At 71.0% G+C, this 19616-nt stretch carries 18 protein-coding genes; 8 read left to right on the forward strand and 10 right to left on the reverse strand.

The annotated features are described in order from the left end of the window. Window positions 1–45: 45 nt before the first annotated feature. Window positions 46–3198 carry an efflux RND transporter permease subunit gene (locus FHT38_RS20660; protein ID WP_183493066.1) on the forward strand — a complete coding sequence of 1051 codons (3153 nt, stop codon included), beginning with the start codon at window positions 46–48 and terminating at the stop codon, window positions 3196–3198. A 90-nt stretch (window positions 3199–3288) separates the two neighbouring features. Here the strand turns inward: FHT38_RS20660 and FHT38_RS20665 are convergent, their stop codons facing one another. The 4 genes from FHT38_RS20665 to FHT38_RS20680 form a co-directional block, all read right to left on the reverse strand. Beyond that, complete coding sequence (locus FHT38_RS20665; protein WP_091728209.1) at window positions 3289–3897, reverse strand: DNA-3-methyladenine glycosylase I; 609 nt, start codon at window positions 3895–3897, stop codon at window positions 3289–3291. Window positions 3898–3995: 98 nt separating this feature from the next. Continuing rightward, entirely contained in the window at window positions 3996–4475 is a 480-nt protein-coding gene (locus FHT38_RS20670; RefSeq protein ID WP_221213868.1) for a low molecular weight protein-tyrosine-phosphatase, read from the reverse strand. 22 nt (window positions 4476–4497) lie between these two features. Then, the gene (rpe, locus tag FHT38_RS20675; RefSeq protein WP_147241869.1) at window positions 4498–5184 is read right to left on the reverse strand and encodes a ribulose-phosphate 3-epimerase; all 687 of its coding nucleotides are present in this window, start codon (window positions 5182–5184) and stop codon (window positions 4498–4500) included. Between the two features lie 76 nt (window positions 5185–5260). Further along, window positions 5261–5983, reverse strand: a complete 723-nt coding sequence (locus FHT38_RS20680) for an ABC transporter substrate-binding protein (RefSeq protein WP_175538361.1) — start codon at window positions 5981–5983, stop codon at window positions 5261–5263. Between the two features lie 284 nt (window positions 5984–6267). On the opposite strand from FHT38_RS20680, the gene apaG reads away from it, so the two are divergent. The 3 genes from apaG (at window position 6268) to FHT38_RS20695 (ending at window position 10080) form a co-directional block, all read left to right on the forward strand. After that, on the forward strand, window positions 6268–6642 hold the full coding sequence (apaG, locus tag FHT38_RS20685) for a Co2+/Mg2+ efflux protein ApaG (protein ID WP_091728220.1): 375 nt from the start codon (window positions 6268–6270) through the stop codon (window positions 6640–6642). Further along, window positions 6642–8666 (forward strand): site-specific recombinase, encoded by a 2025-nt coding sequence (locus FHT38_RS20690; RefSeq protein WP_183493067.1) that lies wholly within the window; start codon window positions 6642–6644, stop codon window positions 8664–8666. The genes apaG and FHT38_RS20690 overlap by 1 nt, the downstream gene beginning before the upstream one ends. A gap of 127 nt (window positions 8667–8793) precedes the next feature. After that, window positions 8794–10080 carry a murein transglycosylase A gene (locus tag FHT38_RS20695; RefSeq protein WP_255488875.1) on the forward strand — a complete coding sequence of 429 codons (1287 nt, stop codon included), beginning with the start codon at window positions 8794–8796 and terminating at the stop codon, window positions 10078–10080. A 58-nt stretch (window positions 10081–10138) separates the two neighbouring features. On the opposite strand, the gene FHT38_RS20700 is transcribed toward FHT38_RS20695, so the two are convergent. Next, on the reverse strand, window positions 10139–10420 hold the full coding sequence (locus FHT38_RS20700; protein WP_091728236.1) for a DUF427 domain-containing protein: 282 nt from the start codon (window positions 10418–10420) through the stop codon (window positions 10139–10141). A 53-nt stretch (window positions 10421–10473) separates the two neighbouring features. Here FHT38_RS20700 and FHT38_RS20705 point away from each other — a divergent pair, with 53 nt between their 5' ends. Together FHT38_RS20705 and FHT38_RS20710 are read left to right on the forward strand one after the other, a co-directional pair. Continuing rightward, window positions 10474–10701, forward strand: a complete 228-nt coding sequence (locus tag FHT38_RS20705; protein WP_175538362.1) for a hypothetical protein — start codon at window positions 10474–10476, stop codon at window positions 10699–10701. A 120-nt stretch (window positions 10702–10821) separates the two neighbouring features. Next, window positions 10822–11994, forward strand: coding sequence for a Fic family protein (locus FHT38_RS20710; RefSeq protein WP_183493069.1), 1173 nt, complete (start codon window positions 10822–10824; stop codon window positions 11992–11994). 28 nt (window positions 11995–12022) lie between these two features. On the opposite strand, the gene FHT38_RS20715 is transcribed toward FHT38_RS20710, so the two are convergent. After that, window positions 12023–13672 (reverse strand): GDYXXLXY domain-containing protein, encoded by a 1650-nt coding sequence (locus FHT38_RS20715; protein ID WP_183493070.1) that lies wholly within the window; start codon window positions 13670–13672, stop codon window positions 12023–12025. Continuing rightward, window positions 13669–14619, reverse strand: coding sequence for a DUF2157 domain-containing protein (locus FHT38_RS20720; RefSeq protein ID WP_183493071.1), 951 nt, complete (start codon window positions 14617–14619; stop codon window positions 13669–13671). The genes FHT38_RS20715 and FHT38_RS20720 overlap by 4 nt, the downstream gene beginning before the upstream one ends. Before the next feature lie 104 nt (window positions 14620–14723). Between FHT38_RS20720 and FHT38_RS20725 the strand changes: the two genes are divergently transcribed. Both FHT38_RS20725 and FHT38_RS20730 read left to right on the forward strand, forming a co-directional pair. Continuing rightward, complete coding sequence (locus tag FHT38_RS20725) at window positions 14724–15395, forward strand: dienelactone hydrolase family protein (RefSeq protein ID WP_091731663.1); 672 nt, start codon at window positions 14724–14726, stop codon at window positions 15393–15395. Between the two features lie 66 nt (window positions 15396–15461). Then, on the forward strand, window positions 15462–16958 hold the full coding sequence (locus tag FHT38_RS20730; RefSeq protein ID WP_183493072.1) for a M28 family peptidase: 1497 nt from the start codon (window positions 15462–15464) through the stop codon (window positions 16956–16958). A 12-nt stretch (window positions 16959–16970) separates the two neighbouring features. Here FHT38_RS20730 and FHT38_RS20735 read toward each other — a convergent pair whose 3' ends face one another. From FHT38_RS20735 to FHT38_RS20745, 3 genes are read right to left on the reverse strand one after another with little or no spacing between them, the layout of a single operon-like run. After that, window positions 16971–17651 carry a YciI family protein gene (locus tag FHT38_RS20735; protein ID WP_183493073.1) on the reverse strand — a complete coding sequence of 227 codons (681 nt, stop codon included), beginning with the start codon at window positions 17649–17651 and terminating at the stop codon, window positions 16971–16973. 57 nt (window positions 17652–17708) lie between these two features. Continuing rightward, entirely contained in the window at window positions 17709–18155 is a 447-nt protein-coding gene (locus FHT38_RS20740) for a methylglyoxal synthase (RefSeq protein ID WP_147242320.1), read from the reverse strand. A 34-nt stretch (window positions 18156–18189) separates the two neighbouring features. After that, window positions 18190–19578, reverse strand: a complete 1389-nt coding sequence (locus tag FHT38_RS20745) for a glycoside hydrolase family 18 protein (protein ID WP_183493074.1) — start codon at window positions 19576–19578, stop codon at window positions 18190–18192. Window positions 19579–19616 lie beyond the last annotated feature (38 nt).

Genomic DNA, 19616 nt, shown 5'->3' on the forward strand with positions numbered 1-19616 from the left:
CCCCGGCTCCGATTCGACGCCCCCGCCCCCGCCGCGAACGACGCCATGAATCTCACCGAACTCTTCATCCGGCGGCCGGTCATGACCGTGCTGCTGAACATCGCGCTGGTCGTCGCCGGCATCGCCGCCTGGAGCCGCATCCCGGTCGCCGCGCTGCCCAGCTTCAACACGCCGGTCATCAACGTCCAGGCGGTGCTACCCGGCGCCAGCCCCGAGACCATGGCCTCCTCGGTCGCGCTGCCGCTGGAGAAGCAGTTCTCGACGATCGCCGGCATCACGACGATCTCCTCCACCAACACGCTGGGCAACAGCTCGCTGACGCTGGAGTTCGACCCCTCGCGCGACATCGACGCCGCCGCCGTCGACGTGCAGGCGGCGCTGTTCCGCTCGCTGCGCGCGCTGCCCACCGAGATGACGACGCCGCCGTCGTACCGCAAGGTCAACCCGGCCGACGCGCCGGTGCTGCTGGTGGCGCTGACCTCGCCGTCGATCAACCTGTCGGAGCTCAACGACTACGCCGAGAACCTGATCACCCCCAGCCTGTCCACCATCGACGGCGTGGCGCAGGTCTCGATCTACGGCCAGAAGCGCTTCGCGGTGCGCATCAAGGCGCGCAACGAGCTGCTCCAGCAGCGCAACATCACGCTGGACGAGCTGCAGGCCGCGGTCAAGGGCGCCAACGCCAACACGCCGGTCGGCACACTGGACGGCACCCGCCAGACGCTGACCATCCAGGCCAACAAGCAGCTGCGCGACGCCGCGGCCTTCGGCAGCATCGTCGTGGCCACGCGCAACGGCGCGCCGGTGTTCCTGCGCGAGGTGGCCGACGTCCAGGACAGCTACGAGACCGTCAAGTCCTTCTCCAACTTCAATGGCGAGCGCTCCATCGTGCTGGCCGTGCAGCGCCAGCCCGACGCCAACACGGTGAAGGTCGTGGACGCGGTCAAGGCGATGCTGCCGCGCTTTGCCGCGCAGTTGCCGGCCTCGGTGCAGATGAGCACGCTCAACGACCGCTCGGTCTCGATCCGCGAGTCGCTGCACGACGTCTACTTCACGCTCGCGCTCACGGTGGCGCTGGTCGTGATGGTGATCTTCCTGTTCCTGCGCCGCATGGTCGCGACGCTGATCCCGACGCTGTCGCTGCCGATCTCGCTGATCGGCGCGGTGACGCTGCTGTTCGCGCTGGGCTACAGCCTGGACAACATCTCGCTGCTGGGCATCACGCTGGCCGTGGGCCTGGTGGTCGACGACGCGATCGTGATGCTCGAGAACATCGTGCGCCACGTCGAGGACGGCATGGCCCCGTTCGACGCCGCCATCCGCGGCGCGCGCGAGATGGCGTTCACCATCCTGTCGATCTCGATCTCGCTGGTGGCGGTGCTGATCCCGATCTTCTTCATGCCGGGCGTGATCGGGCTGCTGTTCCACGAGTTCGCGGTGGTGGTGTCGCTGGCGATCATGGTCTCGGCCGGCGTGTCGCTGACGCTGGTGCCGATGCTGTGCAGCCGCTTCCTGAGCAGCCACCACGAGGTCCGTGAGAACGCGCTGGGCCGTACGTTCGAAGCCGGCTTCACCTGGGTGCTGGACCGCTACACGGCCTCGCTGGACTGGGCACTGCGGCATCGCTGGGTGATCGGCGCGGTGGCGATCGCGAGCTTCGTGGCCAGCGCCTGGCTGTGGATCGCGATCCCCAAGGGCTTCTTCCCGGAAGAGGACATCGGCCAGATCCAGGCCAGCACCGAGGCGTCGGAAGACATCTCCTTCGCCGCGATGACGGTGCTGCAGGAGCGCGTCGCCACCGTCGTCCAGGAGGATCCGTCGGTGTCGTCGGTCTCCGCCGCGGTGGGCGGCGGCGGGGGCGGCGGCAACGTCAACACCGGCCGGCTCTTCATCAACCTGAAGCCGCGCTCGGAGCGCCCCGCGATGCCGCAGGTGCTGGAGCAGCTGCGCAAGAAGCTGCGCGCCGTGCCTGGCATCGCCGTGTACCTGCGGCCGGTGCAGAACCTGCAGCTCGGCGGCCGGCAATCCAAGAGCCGTTACCAGTACACGCTGCAGTCGGTCAGCACCGGCGAGCTCAACAGCTGGGCGGTGAAGCTGCAGGACAAGCTGCGCAACGACCCGGTGTTCCGCGACGTCACCAGCGACTCGCAGCTGCGCGGCCTGCAGGCCAACCTGGTGATCGACCGCGAGCGCGCCACACTGCTGGGCGTGCAGATGCAGGACCTGCGCAATGCGCTGTACTCGGCCTTCGGCGAGCGCCAGGTCTCGAGCATCTACGCGGAGAGCAACACCTACCAGGTGATCATGGAGGCGACCGACAGCGACCGGCTGAGCGAGGACGCCTTCGACAAGATCTACCTGCGCGGCAGGAACAGCACGATGGTGCCGCTGACCGCGTTCGCCAGCGTCAAGCGCGAACTCGGCCCCACCGCGGTCAACCACCAGGGCCAGCTGCAGGCGATCACGCTGAGCTTCAACCTCGCGCCGGACGTGCCGCTGGGCAACGCGACCGCCAAAATCGACCAGTTCACGCGGGAGATCGGCCTGCCGCCATCCATCATCACCAGCTACGGCGGCGACGCGGCGGTGTTCAAGGACTCGCAGGGCGGCCAGGTGCTGCTGATCGTGCTGGCGGTGGCGGTGATCTACGTGCTGCTGGGCGTGCTCTACGAGAGCTACATCCATCCGCTGACCATCCTGGCGGGGCTGCCGTCGGCGGCGGTGGGCGCGCTGCTGACGCTGCAGCTGGCAGGCATGGAGCTGACCATCATCGCGACGATCGGCATCCTGATGCTGGTGGGCATCGTGAAGAAGAACGCGATCATGATGATCGACTTCGCGCTGGACGCGCAGCGCAATGGCGGCATGACGCCGGCCGAAGCAATCCGCGAGGCCTGCATCCTGCGCTTCCGTCCGATCATGATGACGACGATGGCGGCGCTGATGGGCGCGCTGCCGATCGCGCTGGGGCTGGGCGCCGGCGCGGAACTGCGCCAGCCGCTGGGGCTGGCGGTGGTCGGCGGGCTGATCCTGTCGCAGGCAGTGACGCTCTACATCACGCCGGTGATCTACCTGGCGCTCGATCGCTTCAGTGGGAAGGGGCCCGACACGCGGGAGGTGGCCCACACGCGGCTGACTGAACATCCTGCCCATGCCGACCATCCGGCGCAGCAGCCGGCGCCAGGGCAGGCGGACTGACAGAGGCCAACCAACTGCCATCGCCAAGCGCGGCCTCCACGGGGCATGGGGGCTCCCTCCTGGACCCCCAAGCCCCATGCCGGCCCAGGGTCACCGGGGCGGTCGGAATTCGTGGCGGGCAGCGGTGGCGGCGCTCCTTCCGATGCAGCCCGGGGCGTGGTCGTTGATCAGACCCATCGCCTGCATGAACGCGTAGACCGTCGTGGGGCCGACGAACTTCCAGCCGCGCTTCTTCAGTTCCTTGGAGAGCTTGATCGAGGTGTCCGAAGTCGGCCGCACGTCGCCGCCCTCCTCCGGGTCCTCGAAGCGCCAGAAGAACGCGGCCAGCGAGCCGGCTTCCTTCTGCAACTCCAGCGCCCGCGAGGCGTTGTGGATCACCGCCTCGATCTTGCCGCGATGGCGCACGATGCCCTCGTCCGCCAGCAGGCGCTCGACATCGGCTTCCTTGAACTTCGCGACCTTGGCGATCTCGAACTGCTTGAAAGCCTTGCGGAAGTTCTCGCGCTTGGCCAGGATCGTTCGCCATGACAGGCCCGACTGGAAGCCCTCCAGGCAGAGCTTCTCGAAGAGCCGGCGGTCCTCGTGGACCGGGTAGCCCCACTCGGTGTCGTGATAGTCGCGGTAGGCGTCGAAGCCCGGCGCCTCGCACCACTTGCAGCGCCACTGGCCATCCGGCCCCTGCGCCAATCGCTCGCTCATCGTCGCCCCTCCCGGCAGTTCATGGACGCGCGATTCTGGCGCGACGACCGTCGGCGCGTGACAGGAGGACAGGGGCGACGACGATCAGGCGGCGGCGATCAGGCGGTGACGGACTTGTGGAAGACCGCCGCGTCGCGTGGCCAGGTGTGGACGCGGGCCTCGATCAGGTCGAGCACATGCACGAAGCCGCTGCCCGCGCCGTAGTAGGGGTCGGGCACCTCGTCCAGGCCCAGCCCGGTCATGCCCGCCAGGAACAGCCCCAGCCGCGCCGGCGACACCGCCGGCTTCATCGCCCGCAGGCCGCGCAGCACCTGGCGGTCCATGGCGAGGATGAGGTCGTGCGTGTCGAAGTCCTCGGGCCTGACCTTGCGCGAGCGCCAGCGCCGGTCCATGCCGTAGCCGCGCTGCTCCAGCACCGCCAGCGCGCGCTTGTCCACGGGATGCGCCTTCGAGGAGGCGAACACGCCGGCCGAGCTCACCTCGGTCAGCCCCAGTTCGCCGGCGCGCAGGCGCAGCACGGCCTCGGCCATCGGCGAGCGGCACAGGTTGGCCGCGCAGACAAGCAGCAGTCGGGTCACCGGATCCGCGCTTCCTGGCCGATCAGCGCGCCAGCTCGGCGCGCATCGCGTCGATGACGCTCTTGTAGTCCGGCTTGCCGAAGATGGCCGAGCCGGCGACGAAGGTGTCGGCGCCCGAATCCGCGATCTCGCGGATGTTGTCGACCTTCACGCCGCCGTCGATCTCCAGGCGGATGTCGCGGCCGCTGGCCAGGATCATCGCCTTGGCCTGCTGCAGCTTCTTGAGCGCGCCCGGGATGAAGCTCTGGCCGCCGAAGCCGGGGTTGACGCTCATGATCAGGACCAGGTCGACCTTGTCGATGACCCACTCCAGCACGTCCAGCGGCGTGGCCGGGTTGAACACGAGGCCGGCCTGCGCGCCCTCGGCCTTGATCAGCTGCAGCGTGCGGTCGACGTGCTGGCTGGCCTCGGGATGGAAGCTCACCAGGTTGGCGCCGGCGCGGCAGAAGGCCTGCGCCAGCGCATCCACCGGCTGCACCATCAGGTGGACGTCGATGGGCGCCGGCGTGCCGTCGGGCTTGATCGCGTGTTTCTTCAGCGCCTCGCAGACCATCGGGCCGAAGGTCAGGTTGGGCACGTAATGGTTGTCCATCACGTCGAAGTGGATCCAGTCCGCGCCGGCGGCCAGCACGTTGCGGACCTCCTCGCCCAGGTTGGCGAAGTCGGCGGACAGGATGCTGGGGGCGATGCGATAGGTGGGCGGGTTCATGGCGGGGCGGGCGCGGAGCCGCGGACGGGGAAAGTCGACGATTGTAGGAAGGCGGCCGCCGCCGCGACGCCCCGGCTCAGCGGTAGCGTTCCGCCAGGCGTGCGATCTCGCCGGAAGCGCTGAGCTGGCGCAGCCGCTCGGTCAGGCGCTCGACGACTGGCTCCGGCAGCCGCCGCGAGACGACGGCGTACTGGGTCTCCTCCTCGAAGACCTGCGGGCCGATGCGGACCTGGCCCTCCAGTCCCGCGCCGCGCGCGGCCTCGCGCAGGTTGACGTCCTGGCCATAGACCGCGGCGGTCCGGCCCTTGACCAGCATCTGCAGCGCCTCGCGGTCGCTGCGCGCGGTGTCCTGGAAGGCGACGTCGGCCACCTGCAGCGTCGACGCCAGCTTGGTGCCCTGCGCCAGCAGCAGCGGATGGCGGCGGGCGAAGGCGCGCAGCTCGTCCCAGCTGCGCGGCACGCGCTCGTCGTCGGAGCGCATCGCCAGCACATGCGCGATCCGATACAGCGGCACCGGCAGGTAGCGCATCAGCGGATGGCGGTGCTCGGACTTGAGCAGGCAGAAGAACACGTCGAGTTCGCCGGCGCTGAGCATCAGCTCGAGCCGGCGCAGCGGGACGGCCTGGTCCAGGCCCTCGATGCGCAGGCCGGGATCGATGCGCATCACGGCGGCGACGATCTCGCCGCACAGCCCCGGGCGGCGCGGATCGCCGGAGCCGTACTTGGCCGGCGCGCCCGCCTGCGCCGCGCTGCGCAAGCGCAGCGGCCCGGAGGCGCTGGCGGCGGTCGGGAGGGACACCTCACCAGTGGGGGTGTCGCGGGCGGCATCACGGGCGGAATCACGCGCGGCGCCGGCGGGCGAGCCTCCCAGGCCGAGCCCGGCGGCCGCACCGGCGAGGGCACAGCCGCGCGCCAGCGCATGGCGCCGGTCGGGGCGGGAAGGGGCCGAGGGAGGTCCTGCTCTGGTTGCCATGACGGAGATGGCCGGGTCGCGCCGGTCGCGTGGGGGGAGCCGTTCGAGCGGGTACTGCCACTGCTGTGTGCGGTAGCCAGCATAGCGGAGGCGGCCTCTAGAATCCGCCGATGGCACATCCGCATTTCCACTGCAGCGTGGCCGTCGAGCCGCTCGCCGACCAGACCTTCCCCGAGCGCAACGAGTTCGCGTTCAGCTACACGATCACCATCGAGAACCGCGGCGACGTCACCGCGCAGCTGATCGGCCGCCACTGGACCATCGTCGACGCCAACGGCAAGGTGCAGGAAGTTCACGGGCTGGCGGTCGTGGGCCATCAGCCGCTGCTGCAACCGGGCGAGCGCTTCCAGTACAGCTCCTGGGCCCAGATCGGAACCCGCCACGGCACGATGGGCGGCCGCTTCCTGTGCGTCACCGAGCATGCCGAGGTCTTCCACGCCGAGGTGCCCGAGTTCCTGCTGGCCGACTCCGGATCCCTGCATTGATGCTGCGTCGTCAGGGCTGGGACCTCACCGCGCTGCTCAACGCGGCGCATCCGCAGGCACCGCTGGCCGAGCGCAACCTCTGGCTGGTGCGATTGATCGAATGGCTGCGCCATGCGCCGCTGAAGGACGAACGGGCGACCACCGCGGCCGCCGAGGGCTCTGCCCCGGCCGCGCCGGCGGCGCCGTCCGCGCCGCTGCCGGTGCGCCGCCTGCGCTACCTGCTACGCATGCTGGAGCGCCATCCCGACCATGCCAAGGCCTTCGCCGAGGTGATCGCCAGCGTCTGGGCCGACGTGGACGCGATCGGCCTGTTCGCCGAGGTCGGCTTCGCGCCGCGCATGGCGCTGTGGAATGAATTCCTCGGACGCCTGCGCCGCCGGCTGCTGCCGCTGAGCGCCGACACGCGCGAACTGGCCGAGCTGTTCGAGTTGCTGTTCCCGCATGAGCAGGACGAGCAGTGGATCAACGCCGTCGACGACGAGCTGCTGGAGCGCCTGGGCCTGCTCTTCGCCGGCGCGCCTGAGGGCGACTGGCGCGAGGAGATGCGCGCCGCCATCACGGTGCTGGTGAGCGCGGTGCGCTCGGCCGGCCTGTCCGGCGCGCTGCGCGTGCGCATGGACCCGCAGCGGCTGGCCAGCCGGCCGTTCCGCAACCTGGCCACCGCCTGGGAGCAGGTCGAGCAGGCGCTGGTCGATCCGGCCCACGCCGGGCTGCCGGCCCGGCTGCAGTACCTGCGCGGGCTGCTGGACGAATGCCGGGCGGCGGTGCGCTCGGTGCCGGACCACCTGGAAGAGCACGGCGTGTCGGTGGACCTGATGTTCGGCGTCGAGCAGATGCAGGCGCGGCTGCGCCGCGTCGAGGAACTGCTCGCGGTGCTGCTGGCCGAGCATCCGCAGCGCGAGCTGCTGCGGCTGGTGGCCGACCTGGTGGCGGTCGTGCATGAGCGCCGCAGCATCCGCACCCTGTTCGCGCGGCATTACTCGCTGCTGGCGCGCAAGGTCGCGGAGCGCAGCGCGGAGACCGGCGAGCACTACATCACCCGCAACCGCGAGGAGTACGGCGACATGCTGCGCCGCGCCGGCGGCGGCGGGCTGGTGATCGCGGGCACGACCTTCATGAAGTTCGCGATCGCCGCGATCGGGCTGTCGGCCTTCTGGGGCGGCTTCTGGGCGGGGGTGAACTACGCGGTGAGCTTCGTGCTCATCCTGCTGCTGCACTGGACGGTCGCGACCAAGCAGCCCGCGATGACAGCGCCGGCCCTGGCCGACAAGCTGCGCCACATCGACAGCGACGCCGGCCTATCGGCCTTCGTGGACGAGGTCGCGCATCTCTTCCGCTCCCAGACCGCCGGCATCATCGGCAACCTGGCGCTCGCGGCGCCGATGGTGCTGGTGGTGCAGCTGGCGGCGTGGCTGAGCCTGGGCAAGCCGCTGGTCGGCGCGCACGAGGCGGAGCACGTGCTGCATTCGCTCACCGTGCTGGGGCCGTCGCTGTTCTTCGCGGCCTTCACCGGGGTGCTGCTGTTCGCGTCCAGCCTGATCGCGGGCTGGGTCGAGAACTGGTTCGTCTTCCATCGCCTGGACAGCGCGATCGCCTGGAACCCGCGCATCGTCGCGACGCTGGGCGCGACCCGCGCCAAGCGCTGGTCGGGCTGGTGGCGCGAGAACATCTCGGGCCTGACCGCCAACATCAGCCTGGGCCTGATGCTGGGACTGGTGCCGGCGCTGCTGGGTTTCTTCGGCCTGCCGATCGAGGTCAGGCACGTGACGCTGTCGACTGGCCAGCTGGCCGCGGCGGCCGGGGCGCTCGGGTGGGACGTGCTGCGGCACTGGCCGTTCTGGCTCTGCGTGATCAGCATCCTGGGCACCGGCGTGCTGAACGTGGGCGTCAGCTTCTTCCTGGCGTTCAAGGTGGCGCTGCGCTCACGCGGGATCCGGCTGGCCGACCAGAAGCGGGTGCGCGCGGCGATCTGGGCGCGCATGCGCCGTCAGCCGCTGAGCTTCCTGGTGCCGCCCAAGGGCTGAGCGCGGCGCTCAGGCGGCGTCGCGGTCGTCGGGCCGCTCGCCGCCCTTGCGTCCGGAGAACATCGTCCACCAGACGATGAAGACGAGCAGCGCGAGCGCGCCGAGCGCCTCCAGCAAAATCACGCCCATGATTCGTGGTCCGATCCGTTGCAGAACTCGCCGCTGGAGCGCGGCGCTGGCGATTCTAGGCGCGCTCTCCGGCTGCGCCGGCCCGCAGCACGCGGTGCGCGAGCCGGGGTCTTCCCCGAAAGCGACGACCGTCGCCCCCACCGCGGCCACCAGGCCCGCACCGGCACCGGTGGCGCGCGCGCCCGTCGACCCCGAGAAGCTGCTCAACGGCGAGGACGACAGCACCGGGCGCCGCGTCCTGCAGCGCGAGCGCGCCCGCTGGGTGGCGGCCGAATGGCATGAACTGCCCGGCTGGGGCCAGGACCGCGCGCTGGAATGGTGGCCGGCCTTGCTGCGCGGCTGCGAGAAGCCGATGCCGGGCTGGACCGGGGTCTGCGCGCAGGCACGCGCCTTCCGCCTCGGCGCCGACCGCGAGGCGACGGCGTGGCTGATGCGGATGCTGCAGCCTTACCGTGTCGAGTCGCCCGACGGCCAGCGCGAGGGCCTGGTGACCGGCTACTACGAGCCCGAACTGGACGCGCGCCGCCAGGCGCAGGGCGAGTTCCGCGTGCCGCTGCTGGCGCCGCCTCAGGACCTGGCGCAGCGCAAGCCTTACGACACGCGCCAGCAGATCGAGAGCAACCCGGCGCTGGCGCGACTGAGCCTGGCCTGGGTGCAGGACCCGCTGGACGCGCTGGTGATGCAGATCCAGGGCAGCGGCCGGCTGCGGGTGACCGAGCGCGACGGGAGCAGCCGCTGGGTGCGCCTGTCCTTCGCCGGGCACAACGAGCAGCCCTACCGCTCGATGGGCCAGTGGCTGATCGCGCAAGGCGAGCTGCGGCCCACCGAGGCCTCGTGGCCGGGCATCAAGGACTGGGGCCGGCGCAATCCGCAGCGGCTCAAGGAAGCGATGTGGGCGAATCCGCGCTACGTCTTCTTCCGCGAGGAGCCCCTGCCGGACCTGGCCGTGGGCCCGCGCGGCGGCCAGGGCGTGCCGCTGACGCCGGGGCGCTCGATCGCGGTGGACAAGGCCAGCATCCCCTACGGGACGCCGGTGTGGCTGGACACGACGGAGCCGCTGTCGACCACGCCGCTGCGACGGCTGGTGATGGCGCAGGACACCGGCGCCGCCATCGTCGGCGCCGTGCGGGCCGACTATTTCTGGGGCTGGGGCGAGTTGGCCGAGACCCAGGCGGGCCGGATGAAGCAGCCGCTGCGGCTGTGGGTGCTGTGGCCCCGCGAGGCCGGCGCGATGGCCGGCGCCGCCGGGGCGACCGGGGCTGCGGGAACCGCGATCGACCGCTGAGCCGCGCGGCTCGTCGGCGGGGCGGGGGCGCCCGATCAGCCGGTCGCAGCTGGCGGGATCACTCGGTGACCTGGACGCCCTTCCAGAACGCGACGCGGTCCTTGATCTCGGCCGCCGCCTCGGACGGTTCCGGGTAATACCAGACGGCGTCCGGGTTCATGTCGCCGTGGACCAGCAGGCTAAAGTAGTGCGCCTGCCCTTTCCAGGGACAGGTCGTGCGGTGGTTGCTGAAGGTGGTGAACTCGCGCTTCAGCGCGGACGCGGGGAAGTAATGGTTCCCCTCGACCACCACGGTGTCGTCGCTCTCGGCGATGACTTCGCCGTTCCAGATTGCCTTCATTCCAACTCCTCGTGTTCAAACGCTATTTCGCCCATCGGGGCAAGGACATCTTCGTGACCGCCGGCTCCGTGCGCGACCTCGCGCCGGGCAGCTTCGGGATCTGCGCGATCGGCGGCGGCGCGGAGGGATGGTCCGTCGTCCACGTCGGGCCCGACGGCGACGCCGCCGACCTGGGCGGCGAGTATTACTTTGCCACCGCCGAGGAGGCCCTCGCTTTCCTGCGCGAACTCATCGACCTGATGATCGATGGCGGCGAGCCGGAAGGCTTGCGAGGGGAGTGAGCGGCGGGCGGTGAGGCGATTCCTTGACCAAATCGACTCACCGGGCGAGGCGATTGCGTCCACTTCTGCGGTAGCGCCAGATAATCGCCTCTTCCAACAAGTCGATTGAGGCGCTGATTCATGGCCTACGACCTTCCGCTCATCTGGCAAGACCCTGCCTGGCCGCACCTGCATTTCGACCTCGATCCCGTGGCGGATGCACTGGCGCTGGCGCGGCGCGCGCAAGGCTTTGTCGAAGGCCAGCTGGCCGCGATCGGCTTCCAGGATCGGGTACCGCTCGAAGCCGAGGCCTGGAGCCAGAACGCAATCGCCACCGCCGCGATCGAGGGCGAGCGCTACGACCCGGCTTCGGTAGGCTCGTCCGTCGCACGACGGCTCGGCATGGCGCAAGGGCGTGGTCCCCATGTGCCGCGGGATGTCGAGGGACTGCTCGACGTCATGGAGGACGCTGTCGGACGCAGTGCCGACCCGCTGACCCATGAACGCCTTTGCGCCTGGCAGGCCTCGATGTTCCCCGACGGCCGATCGGGCCTGCGACGGATCACCGTTGGCGCCTACCGGGCCCATGAGGAACCGATGCAGATCGTGAGCGGTCCGCAAGGACGCGAGAAGGTGCACTATGAAGCGCCGCCATCCCGGCAAGTGCCGGCAGAGATGGAACTGTTCCTGCGCTGGTTCAACGGCACGCTTGGCCGGGATCCACTGGTGGTGGCCGCGATGGCGCACCTTTGGTTCGAAAGCATCCATCCCTTCGAAGACGGCAATGGCCGTGTCGGCCGCTCCATCATCGACCTCGTACTCGCCCGTGAGATGGGCCCCTCGAGCCGCATGATCCGGATGTCCCAGCAGTTGCTGAAGGTCAGGGAGACCTACTACGAGCAACTGCAGGAGTCCCGCACGGTCGATGTCACGCGATGGGTGGTGTGGTTCCTGCAGCAGGTCCGCGAATCCTGCATCGACGCCGGCAAGGTCATCGATCTGACGCTCGCCAAGTCGCGCTTCTGGACGCAGCATCGGGCTGCGAACCTGACGTCGCGGCAGCGCAAGGTTGTGAACGTGCTCCTGGACGCCGGCCCCGGCGGCTTCACCGGCGGCATGAGCACCCGCAAGTACGAAAGCATCGGCGCGACGTCCCGCGCCACTGCCTCGCGCGAACTGCAGCAGCTCGAGGAACTCGGCTTCCTGCGCCGCGTCGGCGCGGGACGCTCGACCCGCTACTACATCGCCATCGACGGGTGGGGACCCGAGTCGGAGGGCGACACCGACGCCACCGTCGACGGATCCGTCGCTTGATCCGTCGCTTGATCCGTCGCTTGATCCCTCACAACGGCTTCAAGTCCTCGCCGACCACCCCCACCAGCAAGCCCTTGCCTTCGGGCGTCACGCGGAACTCGCCATACCGGGCGGGCTCCCAGCGCCGGGCCTCGCCCTCGCGGAAGAACCAGGCATCGGACACGAAGGTCCAGCCGCCGCCCTTGGGCGTCAACTCGAGCAACTGGCTGCCGGCGGGTGGCGCCTCGCCCGGCGCGAGCAGGCGCGGCGAGTGCGCGATCCCGCGCACGTCGACCATCACCGCGATCCGCGGCCGCTCGCCCCAGAGCAGCGGCACCTCGCGGTCGAGGCGGCTGCGCCAGTCGACACCCGGCAGCTCGTAGCTGAGCCGCATGAAATCGCCCTGCATCAGCGAACGCGGATCCACCGGCGCCAGCTTCACGAACACCGGCCGGCCCTCCGCGATCAGCCGCTCGCGACTCGCGATCGAGAGATTCACCACCACGAGCACCAGCACGCCCGCACCGACCAGGACCGCCGGCGCGCCGCGCATCGCCAGCACGGCGCGCGACGCCCCGGTCGTCGAGCCTCCCGCGGCCGGATGCCAGGCCAGCCAGCGCGCCCAGGCGGCCAGCGCCACGCCGGCCACCACCAGCGCCAGCGACTTGTGCGCCAACGGCAGGCGCCATTCGTAATACAGCGCGCCCAGCGCCCACACCGCCGCCACGCCGGCGAGCATGGCCAGGCGCCAGCGACGGGTCGAGACCATCAGCGCCAGCAGCAGCAGGATGCCGCCCAGCGCCGGCATGAGCGCGGCCAGCGCCGCCAGCACGACCAGCGGCGGCAGCAGGCGGATCGCGCCGGCCGGACGCCAGCGGCGCAGCAGCCAGAACGCGCCCGCGAGCGTCAGCAGCACCGCCAGCGCCCGGCTCGCTCCGATCAGCACCCGGTGCGACGGCGTCAGCACCTCCGCCATCCCCTGCATGAGCACGCCGCCCCCCATCGGCCCCGCCGCGACGAAGGACCAGCCCGCCGCGACGGCGTGGATCGCCAGCACGCTGACCCACCAGCCGCCCAGCGCCGGCTCGAGCGCCGCCGCCGCGCCCGCCGTGCGCGCCTCCCGGCCCAGGCGCCGCTGCAGCAGCATCAGCAGCAGCCCCTCGGCCAGCAGCAGTGCGGCCGCGGCGAGCGACAGCCCGCCCCCGCGCTCATACCAGTCACGCGGCGCGACGCCCTCCAGCGCCAGATGCCCCAGGAAGCCCGCCAGCATCGCCATGCCGATGCCCAGCAGCGACCGCAGCCATCCCTGCTTCAGCAGCGCGATCAGCCCGGCGCCGATGAGCAGCCCGACCCAGGCGGCATCGGCCCGGGACAGGTCGCGCACGAGCCCGTAGCCCAGGCAGGCCAGGCCGGTGGGCAGGAGCGGCACCGCGGCCTGCTCCAGGAACAGCGGCGTCGAGGGCTTGCGCAGCAGCACCACCGCCAGCGCGACCAGCGCGATGCCCTCGACATACGGCATCGGCCCCTGGTCCCAGTCGCCGCCGAACAGCGTCGCGAACAGCAGCAGGAACGGCGGTACCGCCAGCCAGGCGCCCAGCGCGGTCAGCAGCACGACCGGCCAGGGCCGCGGCACCTGCGCATCGGCGGCGGGCGCCAGGCCTTCGACCCGGGCGCGTTCGATCCAGTCCTGGTCGCTCATGCCCGGACCTCCACGGCGCGCACGCGCCGCATGATCAGGCTCACGCTGACGGCCAGCAGGCCGCAGGCGACCAGGCCGATCAGGAACAGGCCGCCGAGGTCGCCCTTGGCGTCGTAGACCAGGCGGGCCAGCCCCGCCACCAGCAACGTGTCCACCGCGAGCGCCAGCGCGCTGAGCGCATAGACCTCGGCGCGGCGCCAGGCCAGCACCAGCCCGATGCCCATCACGCCCAGGCCGAGGAAATACTGCGGCGCGACATGCCGCGCGAAGAGCCCGCCCAGCGCGGTCGCCGAGACCGCGATCACCGAGGCCAGCACCGCCAGCCGCCAGGCCCAGGGCTGGGACGCCGCCGACGGCCGCAGCGCCAGCCCCGCGCACAGCGCGCCGTAGGCGACGAAGCCCAGCGCATGCACTGGCACCGTCGAGCCGTCGAAACGCCAGCCGTGCCCGCCGAAGGTTTCCATCCCGAGCCCGATCCCGGTGGCGACGACCAGCGCCCAGGGCGTCCACACCAGGTCCGAGCGCGCCGCCCATGCGATCGGGAGTCCGAGCGCGGCCCACAGCGCGAACAGCTGGTAGGTGTCCGCGCCGGTCTGGTAGGTCTGGCCGAAGTAGGCCAGCAGGCCGCCCAGCGTCAGGAAGGCCACCAGCGCCAGCGGCGCCCGCCAGGCCGCCAGCAGCGCCGCCGCGACCAGGCTGATCGCCGTCACCGCCTCGAGCAGCCCGAAACGCATCGCGCGGCCGAAGTCGTCCCAGTTCGCCGCCACCCACAGGATCAGCCCGAAGCCGATCAACCCCGCCGCCAGCGCGCCCGCGCCCAGGCGCAGCGGCGTCCACAGGTCGCGTGGCGGATCATCGAGGCCGCTGAGCGCCCGCAAGCGGCGTGCGCTGGCCGCATCCAGGCCCTGGCGGGCCGTCCATTGGTACAACTGCTCGTGCAGACTCACAGGGTCCTCCCTCAGGATGCGACCGCCCGCAGGGATCGCTCGTGGTGTTCTTCGAGGGCGTCGATTCTTCCTTCCATCCTCCGTTCTTGCACTGGGAGTTCCACATGGGACAGATGATCGAATTCGACCGCCCCGACGGCGGACGCACCGCCGGCTACCTGGCCAGCGCCGGCGACGGCGCGCCGGGCATGATCCTCATCCAGGAGTGGTGGGGGCTCAAGCCCCACATCAAGGACATCGCCGAGCGCCTGGCCTCCGCCGGCATCACGACGCTCGCGCCCGACCTCTACCGCGGCCGCCTGGCCGCGGATGCCGACGAGGCCAGCCACATGATGAACGGCCTGGACTTCGCCGACGCCACGACGCAGGACCTGCAGGGCGCGCTGGACCACCTGCGCGAACACCTGGGCTGCGGCGAAGTCGGCGTGATGGGCTTCTGCATGGGCGGCGCGCTGACGATCGCGGCCGGCGTGCATGTCAAGGACCTGCAGGCGGCGGTCTGCTTCTACGGCATCCCGCCCACCGAGTTCGCCGATCCGGCGCAGATCGAGGCGCCCTTCCTCGGCCACTTCGCGACCCGCGACGACTGGTGCACGCCGGAGAAGGTCGATGCGCTCGAGGCGCGCATGCAGGCCGCCGGCCGACAGCCCGTCATCCACCGCTACGTCGCCGACCACGCGTTCTTCAACAAGACGCGCCCCGAGGTCTACGACGAGGCGGCGGCCGAACTGGCCTGGTCGCGCACGCTGGACTTCCTCAAGCGGCACCTCGCCTGACCCATCCCCGTCCGCCAGGCCTCGGCCCTGGCGCCCGCCGGTCCCCTCACCCCAACGCCATCGCCCATGCGCCGTCCTCTTCTTCTGATTCGCCCGGTCTCCCTCGTCGCCGCCGGTGCCCTGATCGCCGCGTCCGCCGCCGCGCAGACCACGCCGGCGTCCGGACCGGCGACGGCCACGGCGCGCGCCGTCTCGGAGACCGCCCCGCCGCCGCCCGATCCGCGCGTGGCGCCGATGCTCGCGGACATCTCCGCCGAGCGCATCGAACAGACGATCCGCAAGCTCGCCGGCTTCGGCACGCGCCACACGGCGTCGGACACGACCAGCGACACGCGCGGCATCGGCGCGGCGCGGCGCTGGATAGAGCGCCAGCTCAAGGACTGCAGCGCGAAGGCCGGCGGCCGGCTGCAGGTCACGATGGACGCCTTCATCGAGCCGGCCGGCAACCGGCTGTCGGCGCCCACCGAGCTGGTGAACGTCGTGGCCACGCTGCCCGGCGCGTCGGCCGGCACACCGCGCGAGCGGGTGCTGGTCGTCAGCGGCCATTACGACTCGCGCAACAGCGACGTCATGGATGCGCAGGGCGAGGCGCCGGGCGCCAACGACGATGCCTCCGGCACCGCGGCCGTCATGGAGATGGCCTGCGCCGCGGCGAAGCAGCGTTTCGACGCGACGCTCGTGTTCATGGCGGTGCCCGGCGAGGAGCAGGGCCTGCTCGGCGCGCGGCACTGGGCGCGGCGGGCCCGGGCGCAGGGCCTGAACGTCGAAGGCATGATCACCAACGACATCATCGGCAGCTCGCGCGGCGACAAGGGCGAGCACGATCCCAAGCGGCTGCGCCTGTTCGCGGATGGTTTCGATCCCTTGCTGCGCCTGCTGGTGAACGCGAACGCCAACAGCCCCGCCAACGAGGACGAGGTCAAGACCAACGCGGCGATTCGCGAGCAGCTGCAGCCGCTGGCGATGGCCGGCGGCGGCGAGGACCTGCCGACGCAGCAGTTCGGCCGCCACCTCAAGGCCGAGGGCGAGCGCTACCTGCCCGGCTTCCGCATCGACCTGATCCAGCGCCGGGACCGCTACCTGCGCGGCGGCGACCACCTGCCCTTCCTGGAGCGCGGCTACGCGGCGGTCCGTTTCTCCGAGCCCTTCGAGGATTTCCGCCACCAGCACCAGAACCTGCGCACCGAGCAGGGGGTGGTCTACGGCGACCTGCCGGAATTCGTCGACTTCGCCTACGTGGCCGATGTGGCGCGGATCAACCTCGCCGGCCTGGCGACGCTGGCGTGGGCGCCTGCGCCGGTCAAGGGCGCGCGCATCGACGCGCGCGAGCTGACCAACGACACGACGCTGCTGTGGACCGCCAGCACCGATCCGGAGCTGGCCGGTTACCGCGTCATCTGGCGCCGCAGCGAGTCGCAGGCCTGGGAGGGCGCCAAGGATGTCGGCAAGGTCACGACGGTCACGCTGCCGCTGTCCAAGGACAACCTGATCTTCGGCGTGCAGGCGGTGTCCCGGTCCGGCCACGCGAGCCTGGCGAGTTATCCGCTGCCGCTGGCGCGGTAGGCGCCCGGCGGCTCAGCGCAGCACGCCCTTCCCCAGCCACTGCGCCCAGATCTTCATCGTGACGCGCTGGTCGGAGAGCCCCGGATACTCGGCCATGGTCTTGCGCAGCGCCGTCTCGTCGGTGCCGCGCATGAAGACGACTTCGCCGACCGGGCCGTCCTCCAGCGAGTACCAGGCGCCGATGACGCCCTCGTCGAGCGCGCGCTGGAGGAACACCGGCACCGCCTCCCGGTCCTTCTCCTCCGCGCGGCTGAACAGCACGATGCGGTGCTCCTCGATGCCATTGGGATCGATGCCGGTGTGGTTCAGCGCCTGGTGGACCTTCGCCGGCTGCGCGTTGACCGTCATGTAGCCCTCGCGGACATACTCGTCGGGCTGGAAGTAGCTCATCAGCACCTGGCGGTTGGGCGCCTGCACCACGACGATGCCGCGCTTGACCCGCGCCGGGTCGCGCATCGGGCCGGCCGCGAACAGCTTGCCGTCGGCGAAGAGCCGCTTGAAGTTCTCGAGGTGCCCGGCCTGCATCGCCGCGACCGCGGCCTTGTCCTCCGGCACCGGCCGGCCGGTCTCCAGGAAGATGAACCACTGCTGCTCGGCCGCCAGCGTCTGCGCGCGGCCGCGCGACGGCAGCGCCATCAGCGGCAACAGCGCCGGCATCGCGGTCGCCGCGGCGACCAGGGAACGTCGTTGCATCGGAGTCTCCTTGTCGTCGGCCGGCGAGCGACGGGTCGCCGGCTTCGGCGGACGACTCTACTCCCGCCCGCCGCCCGCGGCGCCCAGCACCTGCAGCGACCGCAGCATCAGCCGGCCGCTGGCCACGTTGGTGGCGCAGGCGACGTCGTGCACGTCGCAGGCCCGGACCAGCGCGTTGATGTCGGGTTCATGCGGCTGCGGCGTCATCGGATCGCGCAGGAACACCACCGCGTCGATCTGCCCCACCGCCAGCCGCGCGCCGATCTGCAGGTCGCCGCCATGCGGACCGGACAGCATGCGCTCGACCACCAGGCCCACCTCGGCCGTCAGGCGCGCACCGGTCGTGCCGGTCGCGACCAGCTCGCAGCCGCCGAGGAAGTCGGCGAATTCGGTGGCGAGCATCACCATCTCGTCCTTCTTGCCATCGTGGGCGATCAGGGCGATGCGCAGGCGCGCGGGAGCGGCGCTCGCCGCCGGCAGGTCGAGGGAGGTCGGTGCGGTCATGGCGCGATCGTAGGCCCGGCGCACGGGCCGCGAGTTACCGACGCGGTTCTTTCTGCGCCGCCGTCGCGGCCCGGGCCGCCGGCTCCTGCGCCGCGGCGCCGGTCAGCGGCAGGTTGCCGACACCGCGGTTCATCGCATTGAGCAGGTCGCCGTTGTCCTGGCTCAGCTCCCAGGCGAAGACGCCCGCCAGGCCGAGCTCCCGCGCGAAGCGGCCCTTGGCCAGCACCGCCCGCGGATCGTCGTAGCCCATCCAGAGCTTCAGCTTCGGGTGGTACAGCGACCACGACTGCGTCACCGGGTCCCAGGCGGACTGGTAGCCCGCGCGGCCCTGACCCTTCGCGTCCAGGATGCGCCCGGCGATCTCGCGATAGCCCTGCGCGCCTTCGGCGCCCGGATAGGCGCCGGTCTTGGCCGCGCCGGCCCGGGTCTGGCCGACACCGGTGAAGCCGCGGCCGTACATCGCCACGCCGGCCACCAGCTTGGAGCGCGGCACGCCCGCGGTCTCCAGGTTGCGCACGGCGCGCTCCAGGCTGTCGTCCGCCTGCGCCGACGAGGACCGCAGCGCGGTGTGATGGCCGGCCACCGGCGACCACATGCCGTAGAAGTCGTAGCTCATCATGAAGACGAGGTCGAGCGGCTTGGCGGCGTCCTTGAAATTGATCTTGCCGACGATCGAGTCCATCGGATTGACCGCCGTGGTCAACAGGTAGGGACGGCCGGTCTCAGCGGTCAGCACGTCCAGCGCCCGGCGCAGGTCGGCCATCAGCTCGGCGTAGGACTGGCCGTCGCGCGAGCTGCCGAGCTGCACGCCGTTGGCCGCGCCGTTGTTGCCGGGATGCTCCCAGTCGATGTCGATGCCGTCGAAGGACGGATGCTCGCGCAGGAAGCGCTGCGCCGAGGCCGCGAAGACGGCGCGCCGGGCAGGATCGCCCGCGAGATGGAAGATCGGATCCGAGCCGCCCCAGCCGCCGATCGACGCGACGATCTTCAGGTGCGGCGCCCGCTGCTTGTAGCGCTGGAAGGCGGCATCGAAGCGCGCGTCGACCGGTCCGGTGCCGATCTCGAAGTCCTGCCTGCCCACGCACTTGGCGGCGTCCTTCTCCAACTGGCCGGGGCCGCACAGGCGCAGGAAGGCGTAGAGCACATGGGTCAGGTTCTGCGGCGGCACGCGCTCGATCAGCTCGACCGGCTCCCAGTTCGGGACATAGATTCCGACCACCTTGTTGCCGGTGCGCTCGAACGCCACCGGCTTGCCGCCGAAGAGCGGGTAGCCCGCGGCCCCGGCTGCGACCTCGGGCGCGGTGCCGGCCGCCGCGCCGGGCGCGGGCGTCGCGGCGATGGCGGCCGAGGCGGCGATGGCGCCGAGCGAAGCAATCGCCGCGGTCAATGGGGTGGGCAGGTGGGACAGGACTCGAGCGGGCATGCGGGTCTCCAATGGACGCCGGAGCTTAGCCGATCACC

It is taken from the genome of Mitsuaria sp. BK041, from assembly GCF_014193085.1.
Classification (GTDB): domain Bacteria; phylum Pseudomonadota; class Gammaproteobacteria; order Burkholderiales; family Burkholderiaceae_C; genus Roseateles.

Coding starts and splice junctions, on each gene's coding strand:
- FHT38_RS20660 (WP_183493066.1), top strand. CDS start 46: ATGAATCTCACCGAACTCTTCATCCGGCGGCCGGTCATGACCGTGCTG.
- FHT38_RS20665 (WP_091728209.1), bottom strand. CDS start 3,897: ATGAGCGAGCGATTGGCGCAGGGGCCGGATGGCCAGTGGCGCTGCAAG.
- rpe (WP_147241869.1), bottom strand. CDS start 5,184: ATGAACCCGCCCACCTATCGCATCGCCCCCAGCATCCTGTCCGCCGAC.
- apaG (WP_091728220.1), top strand. CDS start 6,268: ATGGCACATCCGCATTTCCACTGCAGCGTGGCCGTCGAGCCGCTCGCC.
- FHT38_RS20690 (WP_183493067.1), top strand. CDS start 6,642: ATGCTGCGTCGTCAGGGCTGGGACCTCACCGCGCTGCTCAACGCGGCG.
- FHT38_RS20695 (WP_255488875.1), top strand. CDS start 8,794: ATGATTCGTGGTCCGATCCGTTGCAGAACTCGCCGCTGGAGCGCGGCG.
- FHT38_RS20700 (WP_091728236.1), bottom strand. CDS start 10,420: ATGAAGGCAATCTGGAACGGCGAAGTCATCGCCGAGAGCGACGACACC.
- FHT38_RS20710 (WP_183493069.1), top strand. CDS start 10,822: ATGGCCTACGACCTTCCGCTCATCTGGCAAGACCCTGCCTGGCCGCAC.
- FHT38_RS20715 (WP_183493070.1), bottom strand. CDS start 13,672: ATGAGCGACCAGGACTGGATCGAACGCGCCCGGGTCGAAGGCCTGGCG.
- FHT38_RS20725 (WP_091731663.1), top strand. CDS start 14,724: ATGGGACAGATGATCGAATTCGACCGCCCCGACGGCGGACGCACCGCC.
- FHT38_RS20730 (WP_183493072.1), top strand. CDS start 15,462: ATGCGCCGTCCTCTTCTTCTGATTCGCCCGGTCTCCCTCGTCGCCGCC.
- FHT38_RS20735 (WP_183493073.1), bottom strand. CDS start 17,651: ATGCAACGACGTTCCCTGGTCGCCGCGGCGACCGCGATGCCGGCGCTG.
- FHT38_RS20740 (WP_147242320.1), bottom strand. CDS start 18,155: ATGACCGCACCGACCTCCCTCGACCTGCCGGCGGCGAGCGCCGCTCCC.
- FHT38_RS20745 (WP_183493074.1), bottom strand. CDS start 19,578: ATGCCCGCTCGAGTCCTGTCCCACCTGCCCACCCCATTGACCGCGGCG.